Source organism: Mycolicibacterium brisbanense, assembly GCF_001570425.1.
Classification (GTDB): Bacteria; Actinomycetota; Actinomycetes; order Mycobacteriales; family Mycobacteriaceae; genus Mycobacterium; species Mycobacterium brisbanense.
In genome coordinates, this window is the sequence record NZ_BCSX01000034.1 from 39,636 (window position 1) to 62,926 (window position 23,291).

Genomic DNA, 23,291 nt, shown 5'->3' on the forward strand with positions numbered 1-23,291 from the left:
GTCAGAGGACCTTGCTGAGGAACTCGCGGGTGCGGGGTTCGCGGGGCGACGTGAAAAGCTCGCTCGGCGAGGCTGTTTCGACGATGGCGCCCTTGTCCATGTAGATCACGCGATCGGAGACCTCGCGGGCGAAACCCATCTCATGGGTGACGACCACCATGGTCATCCCGTCCGCGGCAAGGGCTTTCATCACCGCCAGCACTTCACCCACGATCTCCGGATCCAGCGCCGAGGTCGGTTCGTCGAACAGCATGATGGTGGGGTCCATCGCGAGCGCACGGGCTATGGCCACGCGTTGTTTTTGGCCGCCGGACAACGAATCGGGGTAGGCCTCGGCCTTGTCTGCCAGTCCAACTCGGTCCAGCAGGCTGCGCGCCCGGTCCGCGGCTTCGGTCTTGGTGCGCCCGAGTACCCGCCGGGGTGCCAGTGAGATGTTCTCGATCACGGTCATGTGCGGGAAAAGATTGAAGTGCTGGAACACCATTCCCACGTCGCGGCGCACCACGGCCAGATCCGCGGTGTTCTCCTGCGGGCCCAGGACGTGCCCGTTGACCACGACTGTGCCGTGCGATGGGCGCTCGAGACCGTTCATGCAGCGCAGCAAGGTGCTCTTGCCTGAGCCCGAGGCGCCGATGATGCACACCACTTCTCGCGGTGCGACTCGGCACGAAACGCCGTGCAGCACTTCGGTATGGCCGAAGCTCATCCGTAGTCCGTCGACCTCGATCATTTCTTTGCTCCTGTGCTGAGGGTCAGGGTGTCGCCGACTTCGGGAGCCTTGACGTGGAACCCGAGGCGGCGCTCGTAGCGTCGGGCGAGGGCCGAGAGCGCGTAGCAGATGACGAAATAGCCGGCACCGACGATGAGGTAGGTGGTGATCGGATCGGCGGTCAGTGAGCTGACCACGTTGCCCGCCCTGGTCAGTTCGATCAGGCCGATCACCGCCACGAGCGAGCTGTCCTTGATCAACACCACGAGGAAACCGACGCCCGGTGGCACGATCACGCGGGCGGCCTGGGGCAGGATCACCCAGCGCATGCGTTGGGGGTAGGACAGCCCGAGGGCCTCGGCTGCTTCGAACTGCCCCCGTGGCACGGCCTGGATGCTGCCCCGGACCAACTCCGCGATATAGGCCGAAGCGAACACCGAAAGAGCGATGACGGCTGCCCAGTATTCGGAGAGGCTACTGCCGGGGGCCAGCAGCGGAATACCGAAGTACACGAAGAAGATGATCAGCAACACCGGTACACCGCGAATCACCGCGACATAGAGCGCGGCCACCCACCGTAGGGTACGCACCGTTGCGGTCGACATCAGCCCGATGGCGATGCCCAGCAGCCCACCGAAAAGCACTGAGAGCGTACAGATCTGAACCGTGACCAGGGCGCCCTGCCACAGCAGCGACAGGTGCTGGGTGCCGAGTCCCTCGAACATCACGCCACCTTCCACTTGATGAGCCGGCTTTCGGCGAGCCGGGAGGCGCTCGCGATGAACAGCGCGACGGCGAAATAGAGCAAGCCGCCAACGGAGAAGGCCTCGATGGTGCGGAACGTCGTCGACGTGATCCCCATCATCACGTGCATCAAGTCCGGCAGTGAGACCACCGACGTGATCGACGAGGCCAGGAACAGCAGGATGGTCTGATTGGTGATGGCCGGTACGACGTTGCGCATCGCGGGCGGAAACATCACCCGCCAGAACGTGTCTTTGGGGCTGAGGCCAAGTGCCGCACCGGCTTCGCGCAACCCGTTCGGTACCGACTGAAAGCCTGCGCGGTAGATCTCGGCCATGTAGGCCGCGTTGTTGATGCTGAGTGTGAGGACGCCCGCCGCGATCGGGTCCAGGTTCACGCCGGCCTGTGGCAGCGCGAAATAGACGAGATAGAGCTGCAGTAGGAGAGGGGTGTTGCGGATGACCTCGATGTAGGTGGTCGCCGCGGTGCGCAATACCGCCAGCCGTGCGGTGCGTCCGACGTAGAGCAGGATCCCGAACGCGCCGCCCGCGACGGCCGCGGCGAGGCTCACCGCGATGCTGATCGCGAGACCTTTCAACAATGGGCCGAGGTACGGGATCAGGTCGCCGTAGTAGAGCTGCATGGTGTGTCCTGAAATGAGTTGGTGTGCAGCCGATTACTTGATGAGCTCGGGTATGTCCACACCGAGCCATTTGCGGTAGGACTCGTTGGCGGCCTTGCTGATGTTGTAGTTGAGGATGAAGTTGTTCAGGTAGTTGAGCCAGAGCTGATCGCCCATCTTGACCCCGAACGACACGAACGACGGGGCCAGCGGGGGAGCTTCGAGAACGCGCACCGCGCCGCCCTCGCTGGAGCGGATGCCCGCGACCACGGCGGTGCTCTCCATCAGCGCATCGACTTTTCCACTGCGCAGCGCCTGGATGGAGTCGGCTACCGATTCGAACAGGCTGGGCTTGGCCTGCGGGAATTCGGATTCCAGGATGGTGGCGGGCACGCTGCCGCGCGTCGCGGCGACGGTGCGACCGGCGAGATCGTCATAGCTGTGGACCGGGCTGTTGGCGGGCACCACGACCAGCTGGCCTTCGGACGCATAAGGCCGGGTGAGCGCGACGACCTGGGCGCGCTCGTCGAGGTTGGTCAGCGCGGCGATGATGACGTCAGCTTTTCCGGTCTCCAGCATGGGAATTCGGCTGGCGTTGGTGGTGCTGACGAACTGGACCTGTGCACTCAGCGAGTTCGCGAGCGCCCGGGCCTTGTCGATGTCGAAGCCCTGGTAGTCGCCCGAGGCGTTCATCACGCCGTACGGCGGCGCGTCAGCGAAGACGCCGATGGTGAGCTTCTTGGAGCTCAGAACCTTGGACAAGACGCTGGGCTGAGATGTGCCGGCTTGACCGGACGAAGTGCAACCGGCCAGGAGTGCTGCAGTCGCCGCGAGCGCGATGACCACCGCGCAGATGCCTTTGCGCATGAGTTTCCTTTGCTCAGAAGAGATTTCGACTCCGGGAAGCGCGGGGATGTGTCCGCCGGCCGAAGTAGATCAGAGATTATCTATAATTTGTAATCTACGCAACAGTGTGGGTCGTGGACGCCGCTGCATAGGATTGGCGCCCACGGGGTGACCTGGTGGAGGGAGAGGGACGATTGACGGAGCAACGGTGACCGGGGCCGCGCAACCGCTGGCCGCCGCCGCATTGTCGACTTCCTCGCGGCGACATCAGATCGCGGATTGGCTACGCGAGCAGATCGTCAAAGGCGCATTGCCCTCGGGCGCGCAACTCAAACAGGATGTGTTGGCCGCGCACCTCAACACGAGCCCCGGCCCGGTGCGGGAAGCCCTGCGACAGCTCGAAAGCGAAGGGTTGGTGCATCACATACCCAACCGCGGGGCGTTCGTGGCGACGGTGAGCGCCGACGAACTGCTGGGAGTGCTGCTCCCGGTGCGGCTGGCCATCGAACAGTTCGCCGTTGAGACAGTCTGCGCCGATCCGGCGGTGTTGGCCGAGCTCGAACGGCTGGTGGCGCTCATGGACGACGCGGCCGGTGCCGGCGATCTCGAACAACTCAACGACCTCGACGTGCTGTTCCACGAGACGATCGTCCGGGCCGCCAAATCCGAACACGCCATGCAGCTGTGGACCAGCGTGCAGCCACGCATCCGGATGCAGATCTACCGTCTCGCGAAGCGCCACGACACGCTGTTCGAGATCCCCGAAGAACACCGTGCGCTGCTGGAGGCCATCAAAAACGGTAGTCCCGACAACCGCCGATCGGCGTTGGATGCCCATATCGTCGCGAGTGCGAGGGAGTTGCTTGCCGTCGCGGACAGTGAGTAATGCCCTCGAATTGCCGCCCAACCTCCGCGTTCAGGTTGCGTTACACCGCGGTTCACGCCACGGTGTACGCATGACAGCGGCTGAGCCCAGCACCGACGGTTCCTACCGGGATCGCATCGCGGCCGTCGAACCCGGCGGCAACGAGTTCATCGCCGAGGCTGACCGGCACGGAAAGCCCAGGCAGCTGTTCTGGACGTGGACCTCGCCCAACCTGGAGTTCGCGACCGTGTTCGTCGGGGTGCTCGCCGTGGCGTACTACGGCATGACGTTCTGGCAGGCGGTCGCAGGCATCGTCATCGGCACCGGCCTTGGTGCGATCGCGCACTACTTTCTGTCCGCGCGCGGGCCCCTGCATGGCGTCCCGCAGATGGTGCTCGGCCGGCTGCCGTTCGGGTTCAAGGGCAATGCCGTACCCGCCGTACTCATGTCGGTGACGGCGGGCGTCGGCTGGTTCGCAACCAACAGCGTCAGTGGCGCGTTCGCGTTGGCAACCTTGTTCGGCATCGGGCCGCTGCTGGCTCTGGTGATCGTCGTGGTGGTGCAGACGGCGCTGGCCTTCTTCGGTCACAATCTGGTCCAGGCGTTCGAGCGGTGGGCGTTTCCGGTGCTGGCGGTCATCTTCGCGGTCACCTCGGTGGCGATCCTGGTCAAATCCCACCTCGGTGCGCCTGCGGCTGCCGGCGGCGTGGGCGGTCTGGGCGGATTCCTTCTCACGGTCGGCACGGCGTTCGGCTACGCCGCCGGATGGACGCCCTATGCCGCCGATTACACCCGCTATCTGCCGTCGTCGGTGAACACCGCCCGCACCGGTTTCTTCGCTGCCGCAGGGCTCTTCGTGTCCTGCGTGATACTCGAAGCAGTCGGCGCCGCGTCGGTGACCATCGGACCCGCGCTGTCGGAGAATCCCACCGAGGCATTCACCTCCGAGCTGAGCCCGTGGCTGGGGAAGCTCACCCTGCTGGCCATCGCGATCGGTGCCGTCGCCGCCAACGCGATCAACGTCTACTCGGGCGCCATGGCATTCGTGACCATCGGTACCAAGCTGCCGCATCACGTCGCCCGCGCATTGGTCACCGCCTTCTTCGGCGTGGCCGGATTCCTGATCGCGTGGTGGGCGTTGGCCGATGCCGCCGCCAGCTACGAGGCGTTCCTGCTGATCATCGCGTACTGGATCGGCCCGTGGCTCGGCGTGGTGTTCGCCGACCAGTATCTGCGGGGCGACCAACCCGTGGCGCAGTTCCTCTACGACCGGACCTACAGTAACTGGCCGGGCCTGTTGTCGTTCCTGATCGGATTGGTGGTGTCGGTGGCGTTGTTCTGCAATCAAGCGAACTTCGTCGGCTTCGTGGCCCGGGCGGTGCCCCAACTCGGTGACATCACCTTCTTCGTCGGATTCCTCATCGCGGGCGGCTGTTACCTGGTGTTGTGCCGGTCCAAGCTCGCGGCAGAAAGGGCGGTGGCATGACCCCCGAACAGATGCTCGACGTAGCGGTGGAGGAGGCGCAGAAAGGCTTGGCCGAGGGCGGTATCCCGATCGGAGCGGCGCTGTTCCGGGATACGGGCGAGCTGCTGGGCGCCGGACACAACCGGCGGGTGCAGAACGACGATCCGTCGATTCACGCCGAGACCGACGCCTTCCGCGCCGCGGGCCGCCAGCGCGGCTACCGCTCGACGATCATGGTCACCACGCTCTCGCCGTGCTGGTACTGCAGCGGGCTGGTGCGTCAGTTCAACATCGGTGCGGTGGTGATCGGTGAAGCCCGGACTTTCTCCGGTGGCCACGATTGGCTGTCCGAAAACGGGGTTGCGGTTACGCTGCTTGACGACAAGCGCTGCGTGGCGATGATGGAGGACTTCATCGCCGACCGGCCGGAACTGTGGGCGGAGGATATTGGCGAATGAGTGCCATTGCGACAGTAGATATTTCGCGGTGGTACCGCGGTGGGGCCGACGCCGACGCCGTGGCAGCCGAGGTCGATGAGGGCCTGCAGCGGGCCGGCTTCATCGTCGTCACCGGCCACGGGGTGGATGCCGATCTGGCGGCGCGCGTGCGGGCTGCCAGCCGCGAGTTCTTTGCTCTGCCAGACGAGGTCAAGCAGCGCTACTCCGTGCCGGTCGGCGGGCACGGCTGGATCGGTCCCGGCGCCGAAGCCAACGGTTACGCCGAGGGCACCGAGACCCCGCCCGATCTCAAGGAGAGCTACAGCCTCGGGGCCGAGACCGCGACGGGCGACCCGGACGTGGACCGGATCTGGTTCGCGCCCAACGTCTGGCCGGCCGAGGTGCCCGCTCTGCAGCCGCTGGTCGGCGAGTACACCGCGGCGATGCGCAAGCTGTCCGACGATCTGCTCGCGCTGTTCTCCCACGCACTCGGGCTGCCGGCGAATCCCTTTGCGACGCTGGCCGACCGGCCGACCTGGACCATGAACATCAACCACTACCCACCGGTGAGCGTGGTGGGTGAGCCGGAGCCGGGCCAGTTCCGCATCGGCCCGCACACCGACTTCGGCACCGTCACCGTGCTGGACCGCGAACCGGGAGCGGGTGGGCTGCAGGTGTATTCGGAGGCGGAAGGCTGGGAGGACGCGCCCTGGGAGCCAGGTGCGCTGACCGTCAACATCGGTGACCTGCTCGAGTACTGGAGTGGCAAGCGCTGGCCGTCGGGCCGCCACCGCGTGCTGCCGCCGCAGCCGCACGCCCCGGAAGAGGATTTGGTCTCGCTGATCTATTTCTACGAGGCCAACCACGACGCCCTGGTGACGCCGCTGGATCCGCCGATCGGACGCGTGGCGGGGCTGACTCCCGTGACATCGTCGGACTTCATCAAAGAGCGCCTGGACGCCATCACGGTCGGTTGAGCTACGGCCGGGGTGCCGGGCCGTCGGGTTCGAGCGTGAACAGCCCCGTGGTCAACGGCTTTCGGGCGGTGCGGTATTCGTCGTCGATGACCTCGGCCATGCCCGCGCAGGCATCGGCGCCGAACAGGAACAGCAGATCCCGCTGCGGTACGGCCGCGACGATGTCGTCGCCGACGAATCGGGTCATGCGCTCATGAAGCCCAGAGGCCACCAGTGTGGTTGCGGCCAGCCAGCTTCCGCTCATCACCACGGTCGGGTGTCCGGCGGGACCGCGCTCGAAGAACTCCATCGCCACGCGGCCGGCCGACAAGGCCTGCGACAACGCCCGGTCCGCATGGGCGTATGCCGTCGTCAGGTCGATCCGGGCGGCAGCCAGCTGCGCGGCACCCACCGCGGCCAGAATCTGGGCATCGGGGGGACCGGTCGGGGTCACCAGCGCCACCGAGAGGCCGTGGCCGATCCGACGCTGAGCCTGTGCGCCGGTCGACAGCGCGTCGGGATAGTCGGCGGGAACCAGGTACGGGTAGATCTGATCGACGTCGATCTGCATGCCGTCATCTTGCGCCATCGGTAAACGGGCACGCCGCACTCGTTAGGGTTACGGGCATGCGTGTCAACCGCGGTCCGAGCCATGCCTGAAGGGCACACTCTGCATCGCCTGGCCCGGCTGCATCAACGCCGGTTCGGCCGGGCCCCTGTGACCGTGTCGAGCCCGCAGGGGAGGTTCGATGATGGCGCCGCCGACGTGAGTGGGCGGGTGCTGCGCAAATCCGATGCCTGGGGCAAGCATCTGTTCCATCACTACGACGGCGGTCGCGTCGTCCACATTCATCTGGGCCTGTACGGCACGTTCACGGAAGCGCCCGTGCCGTTGCCGCTGCCGGTGGGGCAGGTGCGGATGCGCATGGTCGGGACCGAGTACGGTACCGACCTGCGTGGTCCGACCGTGTGTGAGGTGATCGGCGAACCCGAGATCGCCGACGTCGTCGCCAAACTCGGCCCAGACCCGTTGCGCGGCGATGCCGATCCCGAAGTCGCCTGGAAGCGGATTGCCAAGTCGCGCAGATCGATCGGCGCGTTGCTGATGGATCAGTCGGTGATCGCCGGGGTCGGCAACGTGTACCGCAGCGAGTTGTTGTTCCGTCATCGCATCGACCCCTACCGGCTCGGTGTTCACCTCGGCCAGGACGAATTCGCCGACATGTGGACCGATCTGGTGGCGCTGATGAAGGTCGGCGTGCGCCGCGGCAAGATCGTCGTGGTGCGCCCGGAGCACGACCACGGTGCCCCGTCCTACGGACCCGGCCGTCCCCGCACCTATGTGTACCGGCGGGCGGGCGATGCGTGCCGAGTATGCGGAACCTCGGTGCGCACGGCCGAATTGGAGGGCCGCAATCTGTTCTGGTGCCCGGCCTGCCAGAGGTAGTGCGGCAGGATCGGATTCGCCACGGGACAATTGACGAGTGGAATTGATCCTCGTCGTCGTCGGAGCCATTGTCGTCACAGCCATTGCCCACCGGCGCGGATTGGAACCCGCCCTGATCATCGTGGTCGTCGGCATTGCGGTGTCGTTCTTTCCGGATTTCGAGCCGCCCGAACTGGATTCGCACATCCTGCTGACGGTGGTGCTGCCGCCGCTGCTGTATTCGGCGGCGCTGGGGTTCTCGTTCCCGACGTTCTTGCGCAATATCCGGCCGATCCTCGGTCTCGGGGTCGGGTTGGTGGTGGTGACCGCGTTCACGGTGGCTGCGGTGTCGTCGTGGCTGGTGCTGGTGCCGCTGACGTTCGGGCTCGCGCTGGTCCTCGGCGCGATCGTGGCGCCTCCGGATGCGGTCACGGCGGTCGCGGTGGGCCGCAAACTGGGTCTGCCGAAGCGTGTGATGGCGATCCTGACCGGCGAGAGTCTCATCAACGATGCTGCGGCGCTGACGCTGTTCAGCATCGCGGTGGCTCAGGTCGCAGGCACCCACACGTTCATCGAGGACCCTTTCCTGCTGTTCGCCTTCAGCGCCGTGGTGGGTCCGCTGGTGGGAGCACTGCTGGGCTACGTGACGCTGTGGATCCGACGGCGGCTCGCCAACCCGGGGCTGGAGACCGTTCAAGGGCTGGTGGTGCCGTTCGCGGCGTACATCACCGCCGAGGAACTGCATGCCTCTGGTGTGCTGGCGGTCGTCGTCGCCGGATTCGTGGTCGGCCACGGTTCGCTGGGCGCCGGATACCAGACCAGGCTGCAGGAACGCTATGTGTGGAACTCGGTGGACGTGCTGCTGGAGGCGTTCGTCTTCGCCTATATCGGTCTGCATCTGCGATTTGTGCTTGAGCACCTCAACGACGCGCACGAATCGCTGGTGGAGGTGGCTGTCGCGTCGGCGATCGTGCTGCTGATCGTCTTGGTGATCCGGCCGCTGTCGGTGTTCGTGATGTTCGGCCGCAACAAGTTGTTCCGGCATGTCGAGAACCGGCTGAGCGTGCCGGTGCCGGAGCGGGGCGGCCGTGGCGCCCTGGGGACGAAGGTGCGACGCAAGCCGATGGGCAAGTGGCGCTCACGTGTGGACCGCAGGCCGCTGTCCTGGCGCGAGAGCATGGTGGTCTCGTGGACCGGCATGCGCGGCGTGGTCACCTTGGCCGCGGCCGCGGCGATCCCGGCGACGACCATCACCGGTGAACCGTTCCCGGAGCGGGCCACCATTCAGGCCATCGCCTTCGTCGTCAGCGTCGGCACCCTGTTGATCCAGGGTTGGTCGCTGCCGCTGTTGATCCGACGGCTGCATCTGTCGCGGTTCTGCGACGACCACGAGGTCGATCGGGAAGAGGAGCTCAAGGCCGAGCGGCTGGTGCACGACGCCGCCGAGGAAGTGCTGGCGAACTTCGAGGCACCGCCGGGGATGAACCCGACGGTACTGACCGAGATCCGCGGCATCATCGCGCGGCATTCACAGGATGCCGACGAGATGCCCGACCCCGAGGCACACACCAAGCGGTCGGAAGTGTTCTCGGCGCTGTATCGCGATGTACTGGCGGCTCAGCGGCAGGCGCTGATCGCCGAGCGGGACGCGGGAGGCATCGAGGACGAGGCGGTGCGGGCCATGCTCGAGCGGCTCGACCTGCAGGAGGCCGGGGTGTCGGCGCGGCTCGACAGCCGGTTCTGACGACCGGCGAGCAGACACGGGAGTGCCCGAACCGCGGCGTGTCGCGGACCTTCGCGACTGCTCGCGGTGGGTCAGAAGTCCCCGCTGCCGAAGTCGCCGCCGCCGAAGTCGAACCCGCCGCCGTCGAAGCCGCCGCTGTCCCAACCGCTGGCGTCGGTGCCGCCCCAGCCGCCGGAGTCCGAGCCACTGTCGTAGCCACCGTTGTCGTAGCCACCGCCGTCATACCCGCCGGCATCCTGGCCGGCGGCGTATCCGTCGGAGTAGCCGTCGCCGTAGCCGCTCTCGAAACCCTGTGCGCCGTAGTTGACCCCGTGCATGCCACTGAACAGCGAGTCGAACAGCAGCGCCGAACCGACGCCCCAGGCTCCTGCGACGAGGGCCGTCTTCCACCAGGGCTCGGAGTACCAGCCGGCAGGCACCGGTCGGCCGGCGACGCGGCCGCCGGGGTAGTAGTTCGGTGTGCGCGGCGACGGGGTGGGGGAGGCCTCCAGCTGGCGGCCCTCGTAGTTGATCGTGCGGTCCTCGGTGACCGCGCCCGCCGACCGCTGCCCGGCGAGGGTCTCCAGTTCGGGGCCGGGATCCATGCCCATCGCGGTGCGCGCGGCGCGCACGTAGTACAGGCCCTCGATGGCGCTTTCCTTGGCCAGCGCGGCCTGCTTGGCGGTGGTCGCCTGGTCGATCTGGGAGGACGCGGCGGTGTAGCGCTCCGACGCGTCGGCCAGCGCCTGCTTGGATGCGTCGTCGGTGCCGGTCAGGTTCAGCACCTGGCCACCGAGGCGCTCGATGATGCGACGGGCGTCGGCCTTGGCGTCGGCGAGGGATTCGGCGGTGCGTCGGCCGGCCGATTTCGACGAGCTGTAGACCGCGAACGCGATGGCGGCGATGACCAGGACGATGAGTACCAGCAAAACGCTGTTCATGGCGTCCAGGGTACCGAGCGGAAACGGGGTTTCCGGGCGTCGGAGTGGGCGTCAGATTACGCCGAGAGCGGAGTACACCTCGTTGGACAGCGCGACCGTGCGAGGGTCGGCGTTGCACTTGGTCGCATCGAAGAAGTTCATCACGTACGCGTAGCCAATGCGGTGTTCGAGGTCGACGAACGCGTACGAACCGCCGGAGCCGCCGTGGCCGAAAATCCGGAGGTTGGGGCCGGCCACGCCGCGCTGGTTGAGCATGTATCCCAGACCCCAGCCGTGGTCGGCGACGCGCGGGCCGAGCACCACGTCGGGGTCGAAGCCGCCCTGGGATACCCGGGCCCGCTCCAAGTGTTCGCGGCTGATCAACGTCTCCTGGGCCAGTGCGTTGTAGAACGTCGCCATGCCCAGTGCGGACACATGCGCATTGGTGCTGGGGAATTCGGCCGACCGCCACGTGCTCAGGGCGTGCGCGCCTAGCTCGTCGTCCGGCACGAAGTCCATCGAGACCGCGAATGCCGCCCACGGATGGTCGTTCAGGTGCTGCGGCGGCGTACACACCCTGTTCTGGGCCAGCACGCTGCGCACGGTCGGCTTGTTCAGCATTTCCGCGCAGCGGTGGTGCTCGTCGGCAGGCAGCCCGATATGGACGTCGATGCCCAGCGGCTCGGCGATCTCGGTGCGCAGATACTGGCCCAACGTGCGGCCGGTCACCCGACGGACCACCTCGCCCAGAATGAAGCCGAAGCTCACCACGTGATAGCCCTGCGCGGTGCCGGGCTCCCACCACGGCTCGGCCGCGGCCAGGCGCGCGCAGACACCGTCCCAGTCGGTCACATCGCGCCAGTCCATGGGTTCGCGCGGGCCGATTACCCCGGACCGGTGCCCGAGCACCATGGCAATGGTGATGTCCTGCTTGCCGGCCTGGGCGAACTCCGGCCAGTAGCGGGCGACCGGTGCGTAGAGATCGATCTCACCGCGGTCGGCCAGCAGATGCACGCAGCTGCTCAACAGCCCCTTGGATCCGGAGAAGACGCTGGCCAGGGTGTTCTCGCGCCACGGCCGGGTGCCTGCTGCATCGGCCGATCCACCCCACAGGTTGACCACGAGCTCACCGTCGACCCAGACCGCGACGGCGGCACCGACCTCACCGCGCTCTGCGAAGTTGCGTTCGAAGGCGTCCCGGACCCGGGTGAATTGCGGCAGGCACGTGCCTGCTATCGGGGTAGCTGTGGTGATCATGCTGGCTCCTGTGGGTTGGACCGGAGCCGTTGGCCGGTGAGTCGGATACGCCCACCAATGTACGGGGCAGGGCTGTGATCACCACAAGCGGCGAAATCGATTGGAAGCGATTCGAGACCGGGCCGTGACCAGGCTCTCAGGTTCGCGCGATTCGCAATTGTGCCGCAAGGGCGAGCTGACGGTGCTGAAGCGACGGCGCGCGTTCGGGATCGACGTGAACCCGAATCAATACTCCTGCCAACACATCTGACGGCAACCGAACGGGGTAGCGAGCCCGTTGCCCGAAGGGGCACCACACTCGTTCCCCGGCCGTGCCCCGGTGTTCGTTGCCCGGAATGCCGGCGGGAAACGATCATGTGCGGTGAGCCTGACGGTGGATGCCCGTACACGACGTCGGACGCCGAACTGCAAGGTGGGTGGTCAATGGCGAGCGGTCACGCACACGAGCCCGGGGCGCGGGCAAATGCTGAGGCTGCGCCACGGCGCCCCGCTCGCCCGAAGACGGGTGCGCCCAAGCCGCACCGAGTCGCTCAGCTTTCAGCTGACGCCATTCTGGACTTGCAGGGCACAGTCGGCAATCGTGTGCTGGCAAGTGCGCTTTCCAGCGGCGTGGTCGTCCAGCGTGACGACCCGGCCGACCCGGCAAAGCAGCGCTTGGCCGATCTGCGGTCGGCGATCGTCGATCGTTCGCTGCCGATGGGTGCCGGAAATGTCTGGCCCACCGGCCTTTACGACTGGCTGCACAAACAATCGATGCGACACGGCGAACTGGAGTCGGCCTACCAAAAGGAGTACAACTCCGACGCCAACAAGGACATGGTCAAGTACCTCGGTATCGACTATGGCGTGCGGGCGTCGTCGTACTTCCGATTCGGCGGGCTGCGGTTGGCGGACAAATTGCTGTTCGCGTTGTACGGCACCGACTTCGACCTCGAGACGATGCGCCGGGTGCTGGCGGCTCCGGCCGGAGGTACCGCCTCCGGCAACACGTTCGCCGAAGCGGAGGCGATCTTCGCTGGTGAATTCAAAGAGCATTTCTCCGACGCCACACCTATGACCCTGCCCAACGGGCAGACCTCGCTGATCGCCGGAATCCTCGACAGCAAGACTCTGCAGTGGAAACGAACCGGGTACGAACTTCGTGCGCTGATGGCGTTCGGCGAATTTCGATTGGTCGACGAGTTGGCGGCCGAGATCGAGGCGCCGACCGGAATGACCGTCGCGTGGGACAAGGTCCTCACACTCGTCGATAAGGCAGCCGACAAGAAAGCGCTGAAAGCGTCGTATCAGACCTCATACCACAAAGATTTGGTTGCCGAGGTGGGCTTGTTATCGCCCGAAGACCCTGCCGACATCGGCTTGTTGGACAACAAACACAAGTACCTCGCCGCGATGATTCTCGTCAAGGGTTCTGTGTCGCTGAACGAGCGGTTGCGTGTCGCTGTGAAGTTCAAGGACGACCTGACCGTCGTGTGGAACTACCTCGAAATCGCCAGTGCCGCTGAGAAAAAGCAGATGCGCGAAGAGCGGATTGACCCGTCGACGATGTCGGAGTTGGCGACCGAAGACAGGGAGCGGCTCAATGCGTTGCTTGCGGAGAACCCAACCGCGATGCAGAAGTTGACGGCGGCCGGCGCCGATAGCGGCAGCGCCGTCATGAAGGTGTTCAAAGACGCCAAGGGCGCAGACCGTCAGCTCTTCGCCGACGCGCTGACCAAAGGTCAACAGTCTGTTGGAGATCCGTTCGTCGACTTTGTGGCCCGCAAGACCGGTGGCGACTACAAGAATGTGTTGACCATCCTGACCGGGACGGTCGCGGATCGCATTTCGCTTGCGCTGAGCGGACTCGACGACGACGAGGACTATTGCTACAGCGTGCTCGAATCTGCGAGCGACGCCGACAAGGTTGCCATCCTGCAGCAGCCCGAGACCGGGGGCACGACGCGCGGGCTCATGAAGTCGCATCTCAATGACAAGGAATACCTGAAGGCGACCAAGATCCTGCTGTCCGGCACAGGCAGCATGGACCCATTGGAACGCGCGAAGCTGGTCAGAGACTTCGGTAAGGAAAGCCTGATGGACCCCGGCTCCGTCGGGTTCACCAACGCCTACAGTGCGTTGGCTGACGAAAATCGCGAACTCGACTGGGCCATCAAGGCGACCGGCGACAACAAATCACCCGGCTCAGCCGAGGCCGCGGATCTCAACGCGAAAAGTGGATCAGTGCTCGCGTCGGCCGACAGCCTCACGAAGACCGCCGATGCGGTCAACGATGTCGCGGCTCAGATCGCGTACACCGCGGTCGGGCTGGTGATCGCATACCTCACTGCCGGCGCAGGTGTCGGGTTGGTCGCGGGCGCCATAGAGGCGTTCGAAAACGTGGGTGTCAGGGCGGCGGTGGCGGCGGTCGCCAAGGGTACCGCCAAGGTGGTGATCACCAAGGTGGCGAAGGGCGCGGCCTTCGACGCCACTGGCAACGACGGCATGGCGGCCTTCCTGGGCGGCGCCGTCGAGGGCGTGACCGACGTGATCCTGCCGTCGGTCGCGCAGGGACTCGTGTCAGCCGAGTACAAACAAGCCATGGCGCTCAACGCCGAGAATGCGGCGAAGGCGGCATGGGCGAGTCAGCCGAAGATCACTCAATCTGTGACCACGATTCTCACCAGCGGGACGGGAGCAGCTCTGAGTAGCTTCGCCGAAGCCACCGCCCAGGACGACACCTGGAAGCGCGGGCTGAGCGAAGACGTCCTGGTTCTGCTCGCCAAGACGGCTCAGGGTGCAGCCACCACCGCGACGGTCACGGCGGGGATCGAGATCGCGTCGCCGTTCCTCGCCAAGCAGGCGGGCCGCATCAGCCAGCTCATCGAGCGCTTCAAGCTGAGCAACGAGAGTGTCAAGGAGCTCAGTGAGGCCGAGGCCAAGTGGCTGGTCTTGCGCGATCAGCGCCGGGCGAAGCTCGGGGACTTTGACACGACGGGCGACGATTGGCCCACCATCAGCCAGCGCCTGAGAAATCGAAAAGGGGGCGCGGGCGCTGACGACTTCGCTCTGGTCATGGACGAGCGCGCAGCGTTGCGCGACCTCAACATTCTCCGGAAGAAAAACAGTCTCCCGGTCGGCGACACGTTCTCGCCGCCGCCGGAACCGAGGATGATCGTCGACAAGACCCCCTCGGACACTCCCGCGGGACCGACCTCGACCCAGCCCGCTGATCCGCTCTCGATGGACATCGCCGGACAGAAAGAACTGTCGCTGGCGGACAAAGAGCGGTTGGCGGAGTACAACGCCGGAGTTCGGCAGATGGGGATTTCGGGACCGCTCACCGAGACCAACGTCAAAGAGATCGGCGCCCAGGCGCTGACCAAGTTCGCGCCGGCCGATATGCCCAAGCCGGAGATAGTCATCGCTGAGCCGGGCCAGCTGAAGCCTGATGAAATCGCGTTGATATACCGGAATGGCTGGGTGATCCGGGTCAACCCGGCCGAATTGGCGAAGCCGGTCGAAGACATGGCCGCCGCACTTGCGCACGAAGTGCGGCATGCGGCCCAGTTCTATTTGATCGCAAGATATTTGGTTGCCGAGAATCCCGGGATAAGCATCGACCAGATCGCCGCCAAGATGGGTGGTACCAAGGCGGGCGGTGGCTACCAGGCGATGCTGGCCAGGGCGCAAGAGGCGCCGGTCCTCGACCTCGACTCGCCATACGGCGCCGTCGCACATCGGCTTTACGTGACCGAATTCTCCCCGGCCGGAACCCTCCCGAATTTCCCCCACGTCAATCCGAACACGATGTGGGCGAACGACTTGCAGAAATATATCGCGGAACTGGAGACGATGAAGGCACGCTACGACGCGGTCGCAAAAGGAGGCAGCACCCGAGCGGCTGACGCACAGGCAACCGTCAATCAGCTCGAGGTCATGATCGAAGAGGCGTGGGAGCACTACGACGTCCACAGACCGCTCGAGGTGGATGCCTACATGGTCGACCGGCTCGTCAAACTCGGGATGAATCCCGGGTCCTTCACGAAGGCCAAGCCTGGGCCTGTGCCCGTCCCCGTGCCGCCACGGAACTGACGTCGGTAGCAGTCCGGACCCAAAGTCGAAGCTCTCGTCGCACGCACGTTCGACGGATCGACGTGCACGGCGAAGATCCCAGCGGGGATTACGCAGCCTTGGTGACGCCAGTCGCGGGAACCTCGCCGATACGGAAAACGGCCCTATCAGCGTTTTCGCCGGTAGGGCCGCTTTTGCATGGAGCGGGCGACGGGAATCGAACCCGCGTAGCTAGTTTGGAAGACTAGGGCTCTACCATTGAGCTACGCCCGCATGTGCAGCATCAGCACTGTACCGGTGTGCCCCCAATCAAATCCAATTGAAGGCTTCAGGTGGTCAGGCCGTAGTATCTCGCGTGGTCCTTTCGTGGGTTCGCGCCTGCGATCGGTCACGCAGACAATCGATGCACACGGGGTGTAGCGCAGCTTGGTAGCGCATCCGCTTTGGGAGCGGAAGGCCGCAGGTTCAAATCCTGTCACCCCGACTCACCCGCCAGTACGACAGAACTATCTAGGAGCAACAAGAGTGAAGAGCACGGTCGAGCAGCTGAGCCCCACCCGGGTGCGCATCAATGTGGAGGTGCCCTTCACCGAGTTGGAGCCGGACTTCGACCGGGCGTTCAAGGAGCTGGCCAAGCAGGTGCGCCTGCCCGGCTTCCGTCCCGGCAAGGCTCCCCGCAAGCTGCTGGAGGCCCGCATCGGCCGCGGCGCCGTGCTGGAGCAGGTCGTCAACGACGCGCTGCCCAGCCGCTACAGCGAGGCCGTCTCGACCTCCGACATCAAGCCGCTCGGCCAGCCCGAGATCGAGGTCACCAAGCTTGAGGACGGCGAGGAGCTGGTGTTCACCGCAGAGGTGGACGTCCGCCCGGAGATCACACTGCCCGACCTGGAGGCCCTGAAGATCACCGTCGACCCGATCGAGGTCACCGACGAAGAGGTCGACGCCGAGCTGCAGTCGCTGCGCGCCCGGTTCGGCACCCTGACCGGCGTCGAGCGCCCCGCGCAGGAGGGCGACTTCGTCTCCATCGACCTGTCGGCCACCGTCGACGGCGAGGATGTGCCCGAGGCCAAGACCGAGGGGCTTTCGCACGAGGTCGGTTCGGGCCAGTTGATCGAGGGTCTCGACGACGCCATCATCGGCCTGACCGCGGGTGAGTCCAAGGTGTTCACCACCAAGCTGGCTGCCGGCGAGCACGCCGGTAAGGACGCCGAGGTGACCGTGACCGTCAAGTCGGTCAAGGAGCGCGAGCTGCCCGAGGCTGACGACGAATTCGCCCAGCTGGCAAGCGAATTCGACACTTTCGAGGAGCTCAAGGCAAGCCTCGCGGAGCAGGTGAAGCGGGTCAAGAGCGTGCAGCAGGCCGAGCAGATCCGCGACAAGGCGCTGGAGGAGCTTCTCGAGCAGACCGACGTTCCGCTGCCGGAGAACATCGTGCAGGCCCAGATCGACGACACCCTGCACAACCGGATCCACGCTCTCGACCACGACGAGGACAAGTTCGCCGAGCAGCTGACCGAACAGGGCAGCAGCCGTGAGGAATTCGACGCCGACAACCGCACCCATGCCGAGAAGGCGATCAAGACCCAGCTGCTGATGGACGCGCTGGCAGACAAGCTCGACGTCCAGGTCGGCCAGAACGATCTCACCGAGCGCCTGGTGCTGATGTCGCGTCAGTACGGCATCGAGCCGCAGCAGCTGATCCAGCTCCTGCAGCAGAACAACCAGCTGCCGGCCATGTTCGCCGACGTGCGTCGCGCGTTGACCATCGCCGCCGTCGTGCACGCCGCCACCGTCACCGACACCGAGGGCACGGTCGTCGACACCACCGAGCTCTTCGGCCCGGTCGGCAACGCGGACGCCGAGGATGAGCAGGACAGCAGCGACGACGCCGACAAGGACGCCAACAGCGCCGAGTGACGCTGTGAGCGAACGCGCCCCTGTCTGGGAGTGCGCGGCGTGGCAGGTTGGTTAATGTCGTCAGTACCAAGACGTAAGAGAAAGCAGGTATCCAGTCGTGACTGACATGCGTGGCGCCGGGGCAGGGCTCAACCTTGTCGACTCGGTGTACGAGCGACTGCTCTCCGAGCGGATCATCTTCCTGGGCTCCCAAGTTGACGACGACATTGCCAACCGGCTGTGCGCGCAGATTCTGCTGCTGTCGGCGGAGGATCCGACCAAGGACATCCACCTGTACATCAACTCGCCCGGCGGCTCCATCAGCGCCGGCATGGCGATCTACGACACCATGGTGCTGGCGCCGTGCGACATCGCGACCTACGCGATGGGCATGGCCGCGTCGATGGGGGAGTTCCTCCTCGCCGCGGGTACCAAGGGCAAGCGTTACGCGCTGCCGCACGCCCGCATCCTGATGCACCAGCCGCTCGGCGGTGTGACCGGTAGCGCGGCCGACATCGCGATCCAGGCCGAGCAGTTCACGGTCATCAAGAAGGAGATGTTCCGCCTCAACGCTGAGTTCACCGGGCAGACGATCGAGCGCATCGAGGCCGACTCCGACCGCGACCGCTGGTTCACCGCGCCGGAAGCCCTGGAGTATGGGTTCGTCGACCACATCATCACCAGCGCCAACGTCAACGGCACCGGACCGGGAGCAGGACTAGACAAATGACCGACCACACTGATCCCCGCCTGCAGCCGCAGGCCCGCTACATCCTGCCGTCCTTCATCGAGCACAGCAGCTTCGGTGTCAAGGAATCGAACCCGTACAACAAGCTGTTCGAGGAACGCATCATCTTCCTCGGTGTCCAGGTGGACGACGCGTCGGCCAACGACATCATGGCGCAGCTGCTGGTGCTGGAGTCGCTGGATCCCGACCGCGACATCACCATGTACATCAACTCGCCGGGTGGCTCGTTCACCTCGCTGATGGCGATCTACGACACCATGCAGTACGTGCGGGCCGACATCCAGACCGTGTGCCTGGGTCAGGCCGCGTCGGCCGCAGCGGTGCTGCTCGCCGCCGGAACCCCCGGCAAGCGTCTGGCACTGCCCAACGCCCGGGTGCTCATCCACCAGCCCTCGCTGGGTGGCGTCATCCAGGGCCAGTTCTCCGATCTGGAGATCCAGGCCGCCGAGATCGAGCGCATGCGCACCTTGATGGAGACCACGCTGGCGCGCCACACCGGCAAGGATCCCGAGGTCATCCGCAAGGACACCGACCGCGACAAGATCCTCACCGCCGAGCAGGCCAAGGATTACGGCATCATCGACACGGTGCTGGAGTACCGGAAGTTGTCGGCGCAGAAGTCGTAAGCCCGACCGATCGTCTCCGGCAGCGACACGCCCGCATAACAGTCAGCGCACTGACGGGTGGTGAGCGGCCGGAGACGATATGTTCTCCTGCACAGGTAAATATCACCGACGCGATTCGGCTTTATCGGTCGCACCGCGGAGGAGCGAACGGGTAGCGTCGGGTTTAACGCCCGGGGAAACCCTCGAAATGGCGAAACGACCGACCGTGAACAGGAAGTAGGACCCCCCGAATGGCGCGCATCGGAGACGGCGGTGACCTGCTGAAGTGCTCGTTCTGTGGAAAGAGCCAAAAGCAGGTCAAGAAGCTCATCGCGGGTCCCGGCGTCTATATCTGCGATGAGTGCATAGACCTGTGCAACGAGATCATCGAGGAGGAGCTCGCCGACGCTGACGACGTCAAGCTTGACGAGCTGCCCAAACCCGCGGAGATCCGTGAGTTCCTCGAGGGCTACGTGATCGGCCAGGACACCGCGAAGCGAACCTTGGCGGTGGCTGTATACAACCACTACAAGCGCATCCAGGCCGGCGAGAAGTCCCGCGACTCCCGCTCGGAGCCGGTGGAGCTGACCAAGTCGAACATCCTCATGCTGGGGCCCACCGGCTGCGGTAAGACCTATCTCGCGCAGACGCTGGCCAAGATGCTCAACGTCCCGTTCGCCATCGCCGACGCGACGGCGCTCACCGAGGCGGGGTACGTCGGCGAGGACGTCGAGAACATTCTGCTCAAGCTGATCCAGGCCGCGGACTACGACGTCAAGCGGGCCGAGACCGGCATCATCTACATCGACGAGGTCGACAAGATCGCCCGCAAGAGCGAGAACCCGTCGATCACGCGCGACGTCTCCGGCGAGGGTGTGCAGCAGGCGCTGCTGAAGATCCTCGAAGGCACGCAGGCCTCGGTGCCCCCGCAGGGTGGTCGCAAGCATCCGCATCAGGAATTCATCCAGATCGACACCACCAACGTGCTGTTCATCGTCGCGGGTGCGTTCGCCGGTCTGGAGAAGATCGTCTCCGACCGGGTCGGCAAGCGCGGCCTGGGCTTCGGCGCCGAGGTGCGGTCCAAGGCGGAGATCGACACCCAGGACCACTTCGCCGAGGTCATGCCCGAGGACCTGATCAAGTTCGGGCTCATCCCCGAGTTCATCGGCCGGCTGCCTGTTGTGGCGTCGGTGACCAACCTCGACAAGGAGTCGTTGGTCAAGATCCTCTCCGAGCCCAAGAACGCGCTGGTCAAGCAGTACGTGCGGCTGTTCGAGATGGACGGCGTCGAGTTGGAGTTCACCGACGAGGCACTCGAAGCCATCGCCGACCAGGCGATCCACCGCGGCACCGGTGCCCGTGGCCTCCGCGCCATCATGGAAGAGGTGCTGCTGCCGGTCATGTACGACATCCCCAGCCGCGACGATGTCGCCAAGGTGGTTGTCACCAAGGAGACCGTGCAGGACAACGTGCTGCCGACCATCGTGCCGCGCAAGCCCACGCGTGCCGAGCGCCGCGACAAGAGCGCCTAACCGACATAAAAGCGAAAAAGCCCCGCTACGGCGGGGCTTTTTGCATGTGCGGGCCATCCGCGCGGGGGTTACCCAATCTCGGCGAGCAGACGCTGCGGTACCCGACACGCGGCGTTTCAGGTGCCGCAGTGTCTGCTCGGCCAATGGACTGCATGTTGCCTCGAACATCAAACGAACAGAAAATCGAACAAATATCTTGACTCTGAACATATGGACAGTGAGACTGTTCACCACAGATGTTCAACCGAACACTGGTCCTGTGAGTCTGGAGGCCAGATGGCAAGTACGGATGTGAAGGTCGTGCACACCGATCTGCGAAGAGGGTCGATCGGCCTCGCCGGCGTGCTGATGCAGTCGATCGCGCAGATCTCGCCGACGCTGGGCATCTTCTACACGATCGGTTTCGCCACGAGCCAAGCCGGTGTGTCCGCTCCGCTGACCTACCTCGCCGCATTCCTGGTCTGCTCCACCATCGCCGTGCCGATCACCGGTCTGGCGCGTCACCTGCCGTCGGCGGGTGGCTTCTACACGTACATCTCGCACGGCATCGGGCCGCGCTGGGGTTTCCTCACCGGCTGGCTGTACGCCGTCATGGTGACCGTCGTACCCGCCGCCCTCGCCGCGTTCACCGGAGCGGTACTGCACGACGAGCTCGCGGCCAAGTACGGCATCGGTCTGCCGTGGTGGGTCTACGCCCTGGTGATCCTGGCTGTCTGTTTCGCCTGCGCCTACCGCGGCATCGTGATCTCCATCCGATTCCTGGTGGTCATGACGATCTTCGAAATCGCTGTCGGTCTGGGACTTTCGCTCACCGGTGTGATCAACCCCGGACCTGGCGGGGTCAATCTGGATGGCTTCAACCCCGCGCACATCGGCGCCGGCTCCGGGTTCTTCCTGGCGATTGTGTTGTCGATCTTCGCTTTCACGGGCTTCGAATCCGCGGCCGCGGTCGGCGAGGAGTCCCGTGACCCCAAGCGGCTGGTGCCGATGGCCATCGGCGGCTCGCTGGCCTTGATCGGTCTGTTCTATGTGATCTGCGCCTGGGGCCTGCAGATCGGGTGGGGCACCGACAACCTTGCCGCACTTGCTGATTCGCCGACCGCTCCGGCATTCGTCCTGGCGGACCGGCTCTGGCACGGCGGCTCGGTGATCGTGCTGATCGCGTTGGTGAACTCTGGTCTCGGGGTGTGCATCGCATGCACGACCAGCGCGACCCGGACGATCTTCGGCATGGCCCGCACCGGTGCGTTGCCCGAATCGCTGGCCCGCGTCAGCAAGTCCTACGGCACCCCGGTGTCGGCCGTCTACCTCGCCACGATCGTCGCGGTCGTCATCACAGTGTTCGTGGGTCTGCCGCTGGGCCCCTACAACCTGTTCAACATGCTGGGCACCACCGGGACCTTCGTCTACATCCCCATCTTCATCCTCGCCAACATCGCGGCTTTCCTGTTCTTCCGCCGCAAGCATCCCGAGGAGTTCAAGGTCGTGCCCTTCGTGGTGTGCCCAGTGATTTCGACTGCCGCGCTCCTGACCATCGGCTACAAGAGCATCGTCCCGCTGCCGGACCCGCCTGTGGCGTATGCGCCCTTCATCGCGGTGGTCTACCTGTTGCTCGGTGTCGCCGTGCTGTACGGCCGTAATCTGCGACCGGGGCGGCGCGACTGGATGGCCAACGCCGGTGAGCTGCCTGACGTCAACTGACGGCCACGACACGAAGGACGATATGCGATGAATGCGACCGAACGTCAGCAGCGCATCCTGGAACTGCTCGACAACCGCGGACGGGTCACCATCGCGGAGCTGAGCACGCGGTTCTCGGTGTCGGACATGACGATTCGGCGTGACCTGGCCCAACTCGAGGATGACGGGCTGTTGCGTCGCACGCATGGCGGCGCGGTACGCACGCTGAGCGGCAATTTCGAGCCTCCCTTCGCCATGCGCGCCCGGCTCAACGCGGACACCAAACGGGCGATTGCGGTCAGCGTCGCCGCGGCCCTGTCCGACGGGGAGACGGTGATCCTCGACGGCGGCACCACCGGGGTGGCCATCGCCGAGGAACTCGTCGGCCGCAACCTCACGGTGTGTGCGCTCAACACCCGCGTCGCCGAGATTTTGGTGGCCTCGCCCGCGACCCGGGTCATGGTGCCGGGTGGCCTGATTCGTCACGGGGAGCAGTCCCTGGTCGGCCCGGCCACGGAGCGCACGTTGGCCGACTACCGGTTCGACACCTACGTCATGACGGTGTCCGCTGTCGACATCACCGCGGGCTTCACCGAGTGGAACGAGGACGACGCCGCCGTGAAACGGGCCGCGTTGCACGCCGCGACGCGGTGCGTGGCCGCGTGCGATTCCACCAAATTCGGTCAGACGGCGTTCGCCAGGATCGCCGCCGTGGACGCCGCAGATCAGATCCACACCGATGCCAACTTGCCCGAGGACCTGCGCGAGCAACTCGCCGTCGCCGGCATCGCCCCACATATCGCTTAG

21 protein-coding genes and 2 tRNA genes are annotated in these 23,291 nt (G+C 65.3%); 14 read left to right on the forward strand and 9 right to left on the reverse strand.

All coding sequences use genetic code 11. The features are described from left to right. Position 1 precedes the first annotated feature (1 nt). Genes RMCB_RS18615 through RMCB_RS18630 form a run of 4 tightly spaced genes read right to left on the reverse strand, consistent with a single transcriptional unit; the run spans position 2 to position 2,942 of the window. Positions 2 to 730, reverse strand: a complete 729-nt coding sequence (locus RMCB_RS18615; protein WP_062829972.1) for an amino acid ABC transporter ATP-binding protein — start codon at positions 728 to 730, stop codon at positions 2 to 4. Beyond that, a complete protein-coding gene (locus RMCB_RS18620; RefSeq protein WP_062830021.1) occupies positions 727 to 1,434 on the reverse strand; it encodes an amino acid ABC transporter permease in 708 nt (235 codons plus the stop codon). Before RMCB_RS18620 ends, RMCB_RS18615 begins: the two co-directional genes overlap by 4 nt. Next, a complete protein-coding gene (locus RMCB_RS18625) occupies positions 1,434 to 2,096 on the reverse strand; it encodes an amino acid ABC transporter permease (protein ID WP_062829973.1) in 663 nt (220 codons plus the stop codon). Before RMCB_RS18625 ends, RMCB_RS18620 begins: the two co-directional genes overlap by 1 nt. 33 nt (positions 2,097 to 2,129) lie before the next feature. Further along, the gene (locus tag RMCB_RS18630; RefSeq protein WP_062829974.1) at positions 2,130 to 2,942 is read right to left on the reverse strand and encodes a transporter substrate-binding domain-containing protein; all 813 of its coding nucleotides are present in this window, start codon (positions 2,940 to 2,942) and stop codon (positions 2,130 to 2,132) included. 187 nt (positions 2,943 to 3,129) lie between these two features. On the opposite strand from RMCB_RS18630, the gene RMCB_RS18635 reads away from it, so the two are divergent. The 4 genes from RMCB_RS18635 to RMCB_RS18650 all read left to right on the forward strand — a co-directional run bounded on the left by RMCB_RS18635 (position 3,130) and on the right by RMCB_RS18650 (position 6,665). Further along, positions 3,130 to 3,807 carry a GntR family transcriptional regulator gene (locus RMCB_RS18635; protein ID WP_062829975.1) on the forward strand — a complete coding sequence of 226 codons (678 nt, stop codon included), beginning with the start codon at positions 3,130 to 3,132 and terminating at the stop codon, positions 3,805 to 3,807. Positions 3,808 to 3,877: 70 nt separating this feature from the next. After that, complete coding sequence (locus tag RMCB_RS18640) at positions 3,878 to 5,272, forward strand: purine-cytosine permease family protein (protein WP_062829976.1); 1,395 nt, start codon at positions 3,878 to 3,880, stop codon at positions 5,270 to 5,272. Then, positions 5,269 to 5,709: a nucleoside deaminase gene (locus tag RMCB_RS18645; RefSeq protein WP_062829977.1), complete on the forward strand. Its 441-nt coding sequence runs from the start codon at positions 5,269 to 5,271 to the stop codon at positions 5,707 to 5,709. The genes RMCB_RS18640 and RMCB_RS18645 overlap by 4 nt, the downstream gene beginning before the upstream one ends. Next, positions 5,706 to 6,665: an isopenicillin N synthase family dioxygenase gene (locus tag RMCB_RS18650; protein WP_062829978.1), complete on the forward strand. Its 960-nt coding sequence runs from the start codon at positions 5,706 to 5,708 to the stop codon at positions 6,663 to 6,665. Before RMCB_RS18645 ends, RMCB_RS18650 begins: the two co-directional genes overlap by 4 nt. A 1-nt stretch (position 6,666) precedes the next feature. Here RMCB_RS18650 and RMCB_RS18655 read toward each other — a convergent pair whose 3' ends face one another. Further along, the gene (locus RMCB_RS18655; RefSeq protein ID WP_029372941.1) at positions 6,667 to 7,215 is read right to left on the reverse strand and encodes a hypothetical protein; all 549 of its coding nucleotides are present in this window, start codon (positions 7,213 to 7,215) and stop codon (positions 6,667 to 6,669) included. Between the two features lie 81 nt (positions 7,216 to 7,296). On the opposite strand from RMCB_RS18655, the gene RMCB_RS18660 reads away from it, so the two are divergent. After that, on the forward strand, positions 7,297 to 8,091 hold the full coding sequence (locus tag RMCB_RS18660; protein WP_062829979.1) for an Fpg/Nei family DNA glycosylase: 795 nt from the start codon (positions 7,297 to 7,299) through the stop codon (positions 8,089 to 8,091). A 37-nt stretch (positions 8,092 to 8,128) separates the two neighbouring features. Beyond that, positions 8,129 to 9,814, forward strand: coding sequence for a cation:proton antiporter (locus RMCB_RS18665; protein ID WP_029372944.1), 1,686 nt, complete (start codon positions 8,129 to 8,131; stop codon positions 9,812 to 9,814). A gap of 71 nt (positions 9,815 to 9,885) precedes the next feature. Here the strand turns inward: RMCB_RS18665 and RMCB_RS18670 are convergent, their stop codons facing one another. From RMCB_RS18670 to RMCB_RS35875, 3 genes are all read right to left on the reverse strand, one after another. Beyond that, a complete protein-coding gene (locus tag RMCB_RS18670; protein WP_062829980.1) occupies positions 9,886 to 10,734 on the reverse strand; it encodes a DUF1542 domain-containing protein in 849 nt (282 codons plus the stop codon). A 51-nt stretch (positions 10,735 to 10,785) separates the two neighbouring features. After that, the gene (locus RMCB_RS18675) at positions 10,786 to 11,970 is read right to left on the reverse strand and encodes a serine hydrolase domain-containing protein (protein ID WP_062829981.1); all 1,185 of its coding nucleotides are present in this window, start codon (positions 11,968 to 11,970) and stop codon (positions 10,786 to 10,788) included. Positions 11,971 to 12,507: 537 nt separating this feature from the next. Continuing rightward, the gene (locus RMCB_RS35875) at positions 12,508 to 13,005 is read right to left on the reverse strand and encodes a hypothetical protein (protein WP_131805552.1); all 498 of its coding nucleotides are present in this window, start codon (positions 13,003 to 13,005) and stop codon (positions 12,508 to 12,510) included. A 114-nt stretch (positions 13,006 to 13,119) separates the two neighbouring features. Between RMCB_RS35875 and RMCB_RS18680 the strand changes: the two genes are divergently transcribed. Further along, a complete protein-coding gene (locus RMCB_RS18680) occupies positions 13,120 to 16,044 on the forward strand; it encodes a hypothetical protein (RefSeq protein ID WP_131805553.1) in 2,925 nt (974 codons plus the stop codon). A 178-nt stretch (positions 16,045 to 16,222) separates the two neighbouring features. On the opposite strand, the gene RMCB_RS18685 is transcribed toward RMCB_RS18680, so the two are convergent. Next, a tRNA-Gly gene (locus tag RMCB_RS18685) sits at positions 16,223 to 16,296 on the reverse strand. A 137-nt stretch (positions 16,297 to 16,433) separates the two neighbouring features. Here RMCB_RS18685 and RMCB_RS18690 point away from each other — a divergent pair. The 7 genes from RMCB_RS18690 to RMCB_RS18720 all read left to right on the forward strand — a co-directional run bounded on the left by RMCB_RS18690 (position 16,434) and on the right by RMCB_RS18720 (position 23,291). Further along, positions 16,434 to 16,507 (forward strand) — tRNA-Pro (locus RMCB_RS18690). 41 nt (positions 16,508 to 16,548) lie between these two features. After that, positions 16,549 to 17,940, forward strand: a complete 1,392-nt coding sequence (tig, locus tag RMCB_RS18695) for a trigger factor (RefSeq protein ID WP_062829983.1) — start codon at positions 16,549 to 16,551, stop codon at positions 17,938 to 17,940. Between the two features lie 106 nt (positions 17,941 to 18,046). Beyond that, on the forward strand, positions 18,047 to 18,649 hold the full coding sequence (locus RMCB_RS18700; RefSeq protein ID WP_029372950.1) for an ATP-dependent Clp protease proteolytic subunit: 603 nt from the start codon (positions 18,047 to 18,049) through the stop codon (positions 18,647 to 18,649). Beyond that, entirely contained in the window at positions 18,646 to 19,293 is a 648-nt protein-coding gene (gene clpP2, locus RMCB_RS18705; protein ID WP_029372951.1) for an ATP-dependent CLP protease proteolytic subunit ClpP2, read from the forward strand. The genes RMCB_RS18700 and clpP2 overlap by 4 nt, the downstream gene beginning before the upstream one ends. Positions 19,294 to 19,523: 230 nt before the next feature. After that, positions 19,524 to 20,804, forward strand: coding sequence for an ATP-dependent Clp protease ATP-binding subunit ClpX (gene clpX / locus RMCB_RS18710; RefSeq protein WP_029372952.1), 1,281 nt, complete (start codon positions 19,524 to 19,526; stop codon positions 20,802 to 20,804). Positions 20,805 to 21,080: 276 nt separating this feature from the next. Beyond that, a complete protein-coding gene (locus tag RMCB_RS18715) occupies positions 21,081 to 22,505 on the forward strand; it encodes an APC family permease (RefSeq protein WP_062829984.1) in 1,425 nt (474 codons plus the stop codon). Between the two features lie 27 nt (positions 22,506 to 22,532). Continuing rightward, a complete protein-coding gene (locus tag RMCB_RS18720) occupies positions 22,533 to 23,291 on the forward strand; it encodes a DeoR/GlpR family DNA-binding transcription regulator (protein WP_062829985.1) in 759 nt (252 codons plus the stop codon).

Excerpts from the sequence above, each read along its gene's own strand:
- RMCB_RS18660 (WP_062829979.1), top strand. The coding sequence starts at position 7,297 with ATGCCTGAAGGGCACACTCTGCATCGCCTGGCCCGGCTGCATCAACGC.
- RMCB_RS18650 (WP_062829978.1), top strand. The coding sequence starts at position 5,706 with ATGAGTGCCATTGCGACAGTAGATATTTCGCGGTGGTACCGCGGTGGG.
- RMCB_RS18675 (WP_062829981.1), bottom strand. The coding sequence starts at position 11,970 with ATGATCACCACAGCTACCCCGATAGCAGGCACGTGCCTGCCGCAATTC.
- RMCB_RS18640 (WP_062829976.1), top strand. The coding sequence starts at position 3,878 with ATGACAGCGGCTGAGCCCAGCACCGACGGTTCCTACCGGGATCGCATC.
- RMCB_RS18620 (WP_062830021.1), bottom strand. The coding sequence starts at position 1,434 with ATGTTCGAGGGACTCGGCACCCAGCACCTGTCGCTGCTGTGGCAGGGC.
- clpX (WP_029372952.1), top strand. The coding sequence starts at position 19,524 with ATGGCGCGCATCGGAGACGGCGGTGACCTGCTGAAGTGCTCGTTCTGT.
- clpP2 (WP_029372951.1), top strand. The coding sequence starts at position 18,646 with ATGACCGACCACACTGATCCCCGCCTGCAGCCGCAGGCCCGCTACATC.
- RMCB_RS18680 (WP_131805553.1), top strand. The coding sequence starts at position 13,120 with ATGGCGTTCGGCGAATTTCGATTGGTCGACGAGTTGGCGGCCGAGATC.
- RMCB_RS18720 (WP_062829985.1), top strand. The coding sequence starts at position 22,533 with ATGAATGCGACCGAACGTCAGCAGCGCATCCTGGAACTGCTCGACAAC.
- RMCB_RS18715 (WP_062829984.1), top strand. The coding sequence starts at position 21,081 with ATGGCAAGTACGGATGTGAAGGTCGTGCACACCGATCTGCGAAGAGGG.
- RMCB_RS18630 (WP_062829974.1), bottom strand. The coding sequence starts at position 2,942 with ATGCGCAAAGGCATCTGCGCGGTGGTCATCGCGCTCGCGGCGACTGCA.
- RMCB_RS18625 (WP_062829973.1), bottom strand. The coding sequence starts at position 2,096 with ATGCAGCTCTACTACGGCGACCTGATCCCGTACCTCGGCCCATTGTTG.
- RMCB_RS18700 (WP_029372950.1), top strand. The coding sequence starts at position 18,047 with ATGCGTGGCGCCGGGGCAGGGCTCAACCTTGTCGACTCGGTGTACGAG.
- RMCB_RS18645 (WP_062829977.1), top strand. The coding sequence starts at position 5,269 with ATGACCCCCGAACAGATGCTCGACGTAGCGGTGGAGGAGGCGCAGAAA.
- RMCB_RS18615 (WP_062829972.1), bottom strand. The coding sequence starts at position 730 with ATGATCGAGGTCGACGGACTACGGATGAGCTTCGGCCATACCGAAGTG.
- RMCB_RS35875 (WP_131805552.1), bottom strand. The coding sequence starts at position 13,005 with ATGCTCTTTGAATTCACCAGCGAAGATCGCCTCCGCTTCGGCGAACGT.
- RMCB_RS18670 (WP_062829980.1), bottom strand. The coding sequence starts at position 10,734 with ATGAACAGCGTTTTGCTGGTACTCATCGTCCTGGTCATCGCCGCCATC.
- RMCB_RS18655 (WP_029372941.1), bottom strand. The coding sequence starts at position 7,215 with ATGCAGATCGACGTCGATCAGATCTACCCGTACCTGGTTCCCGCCGAC.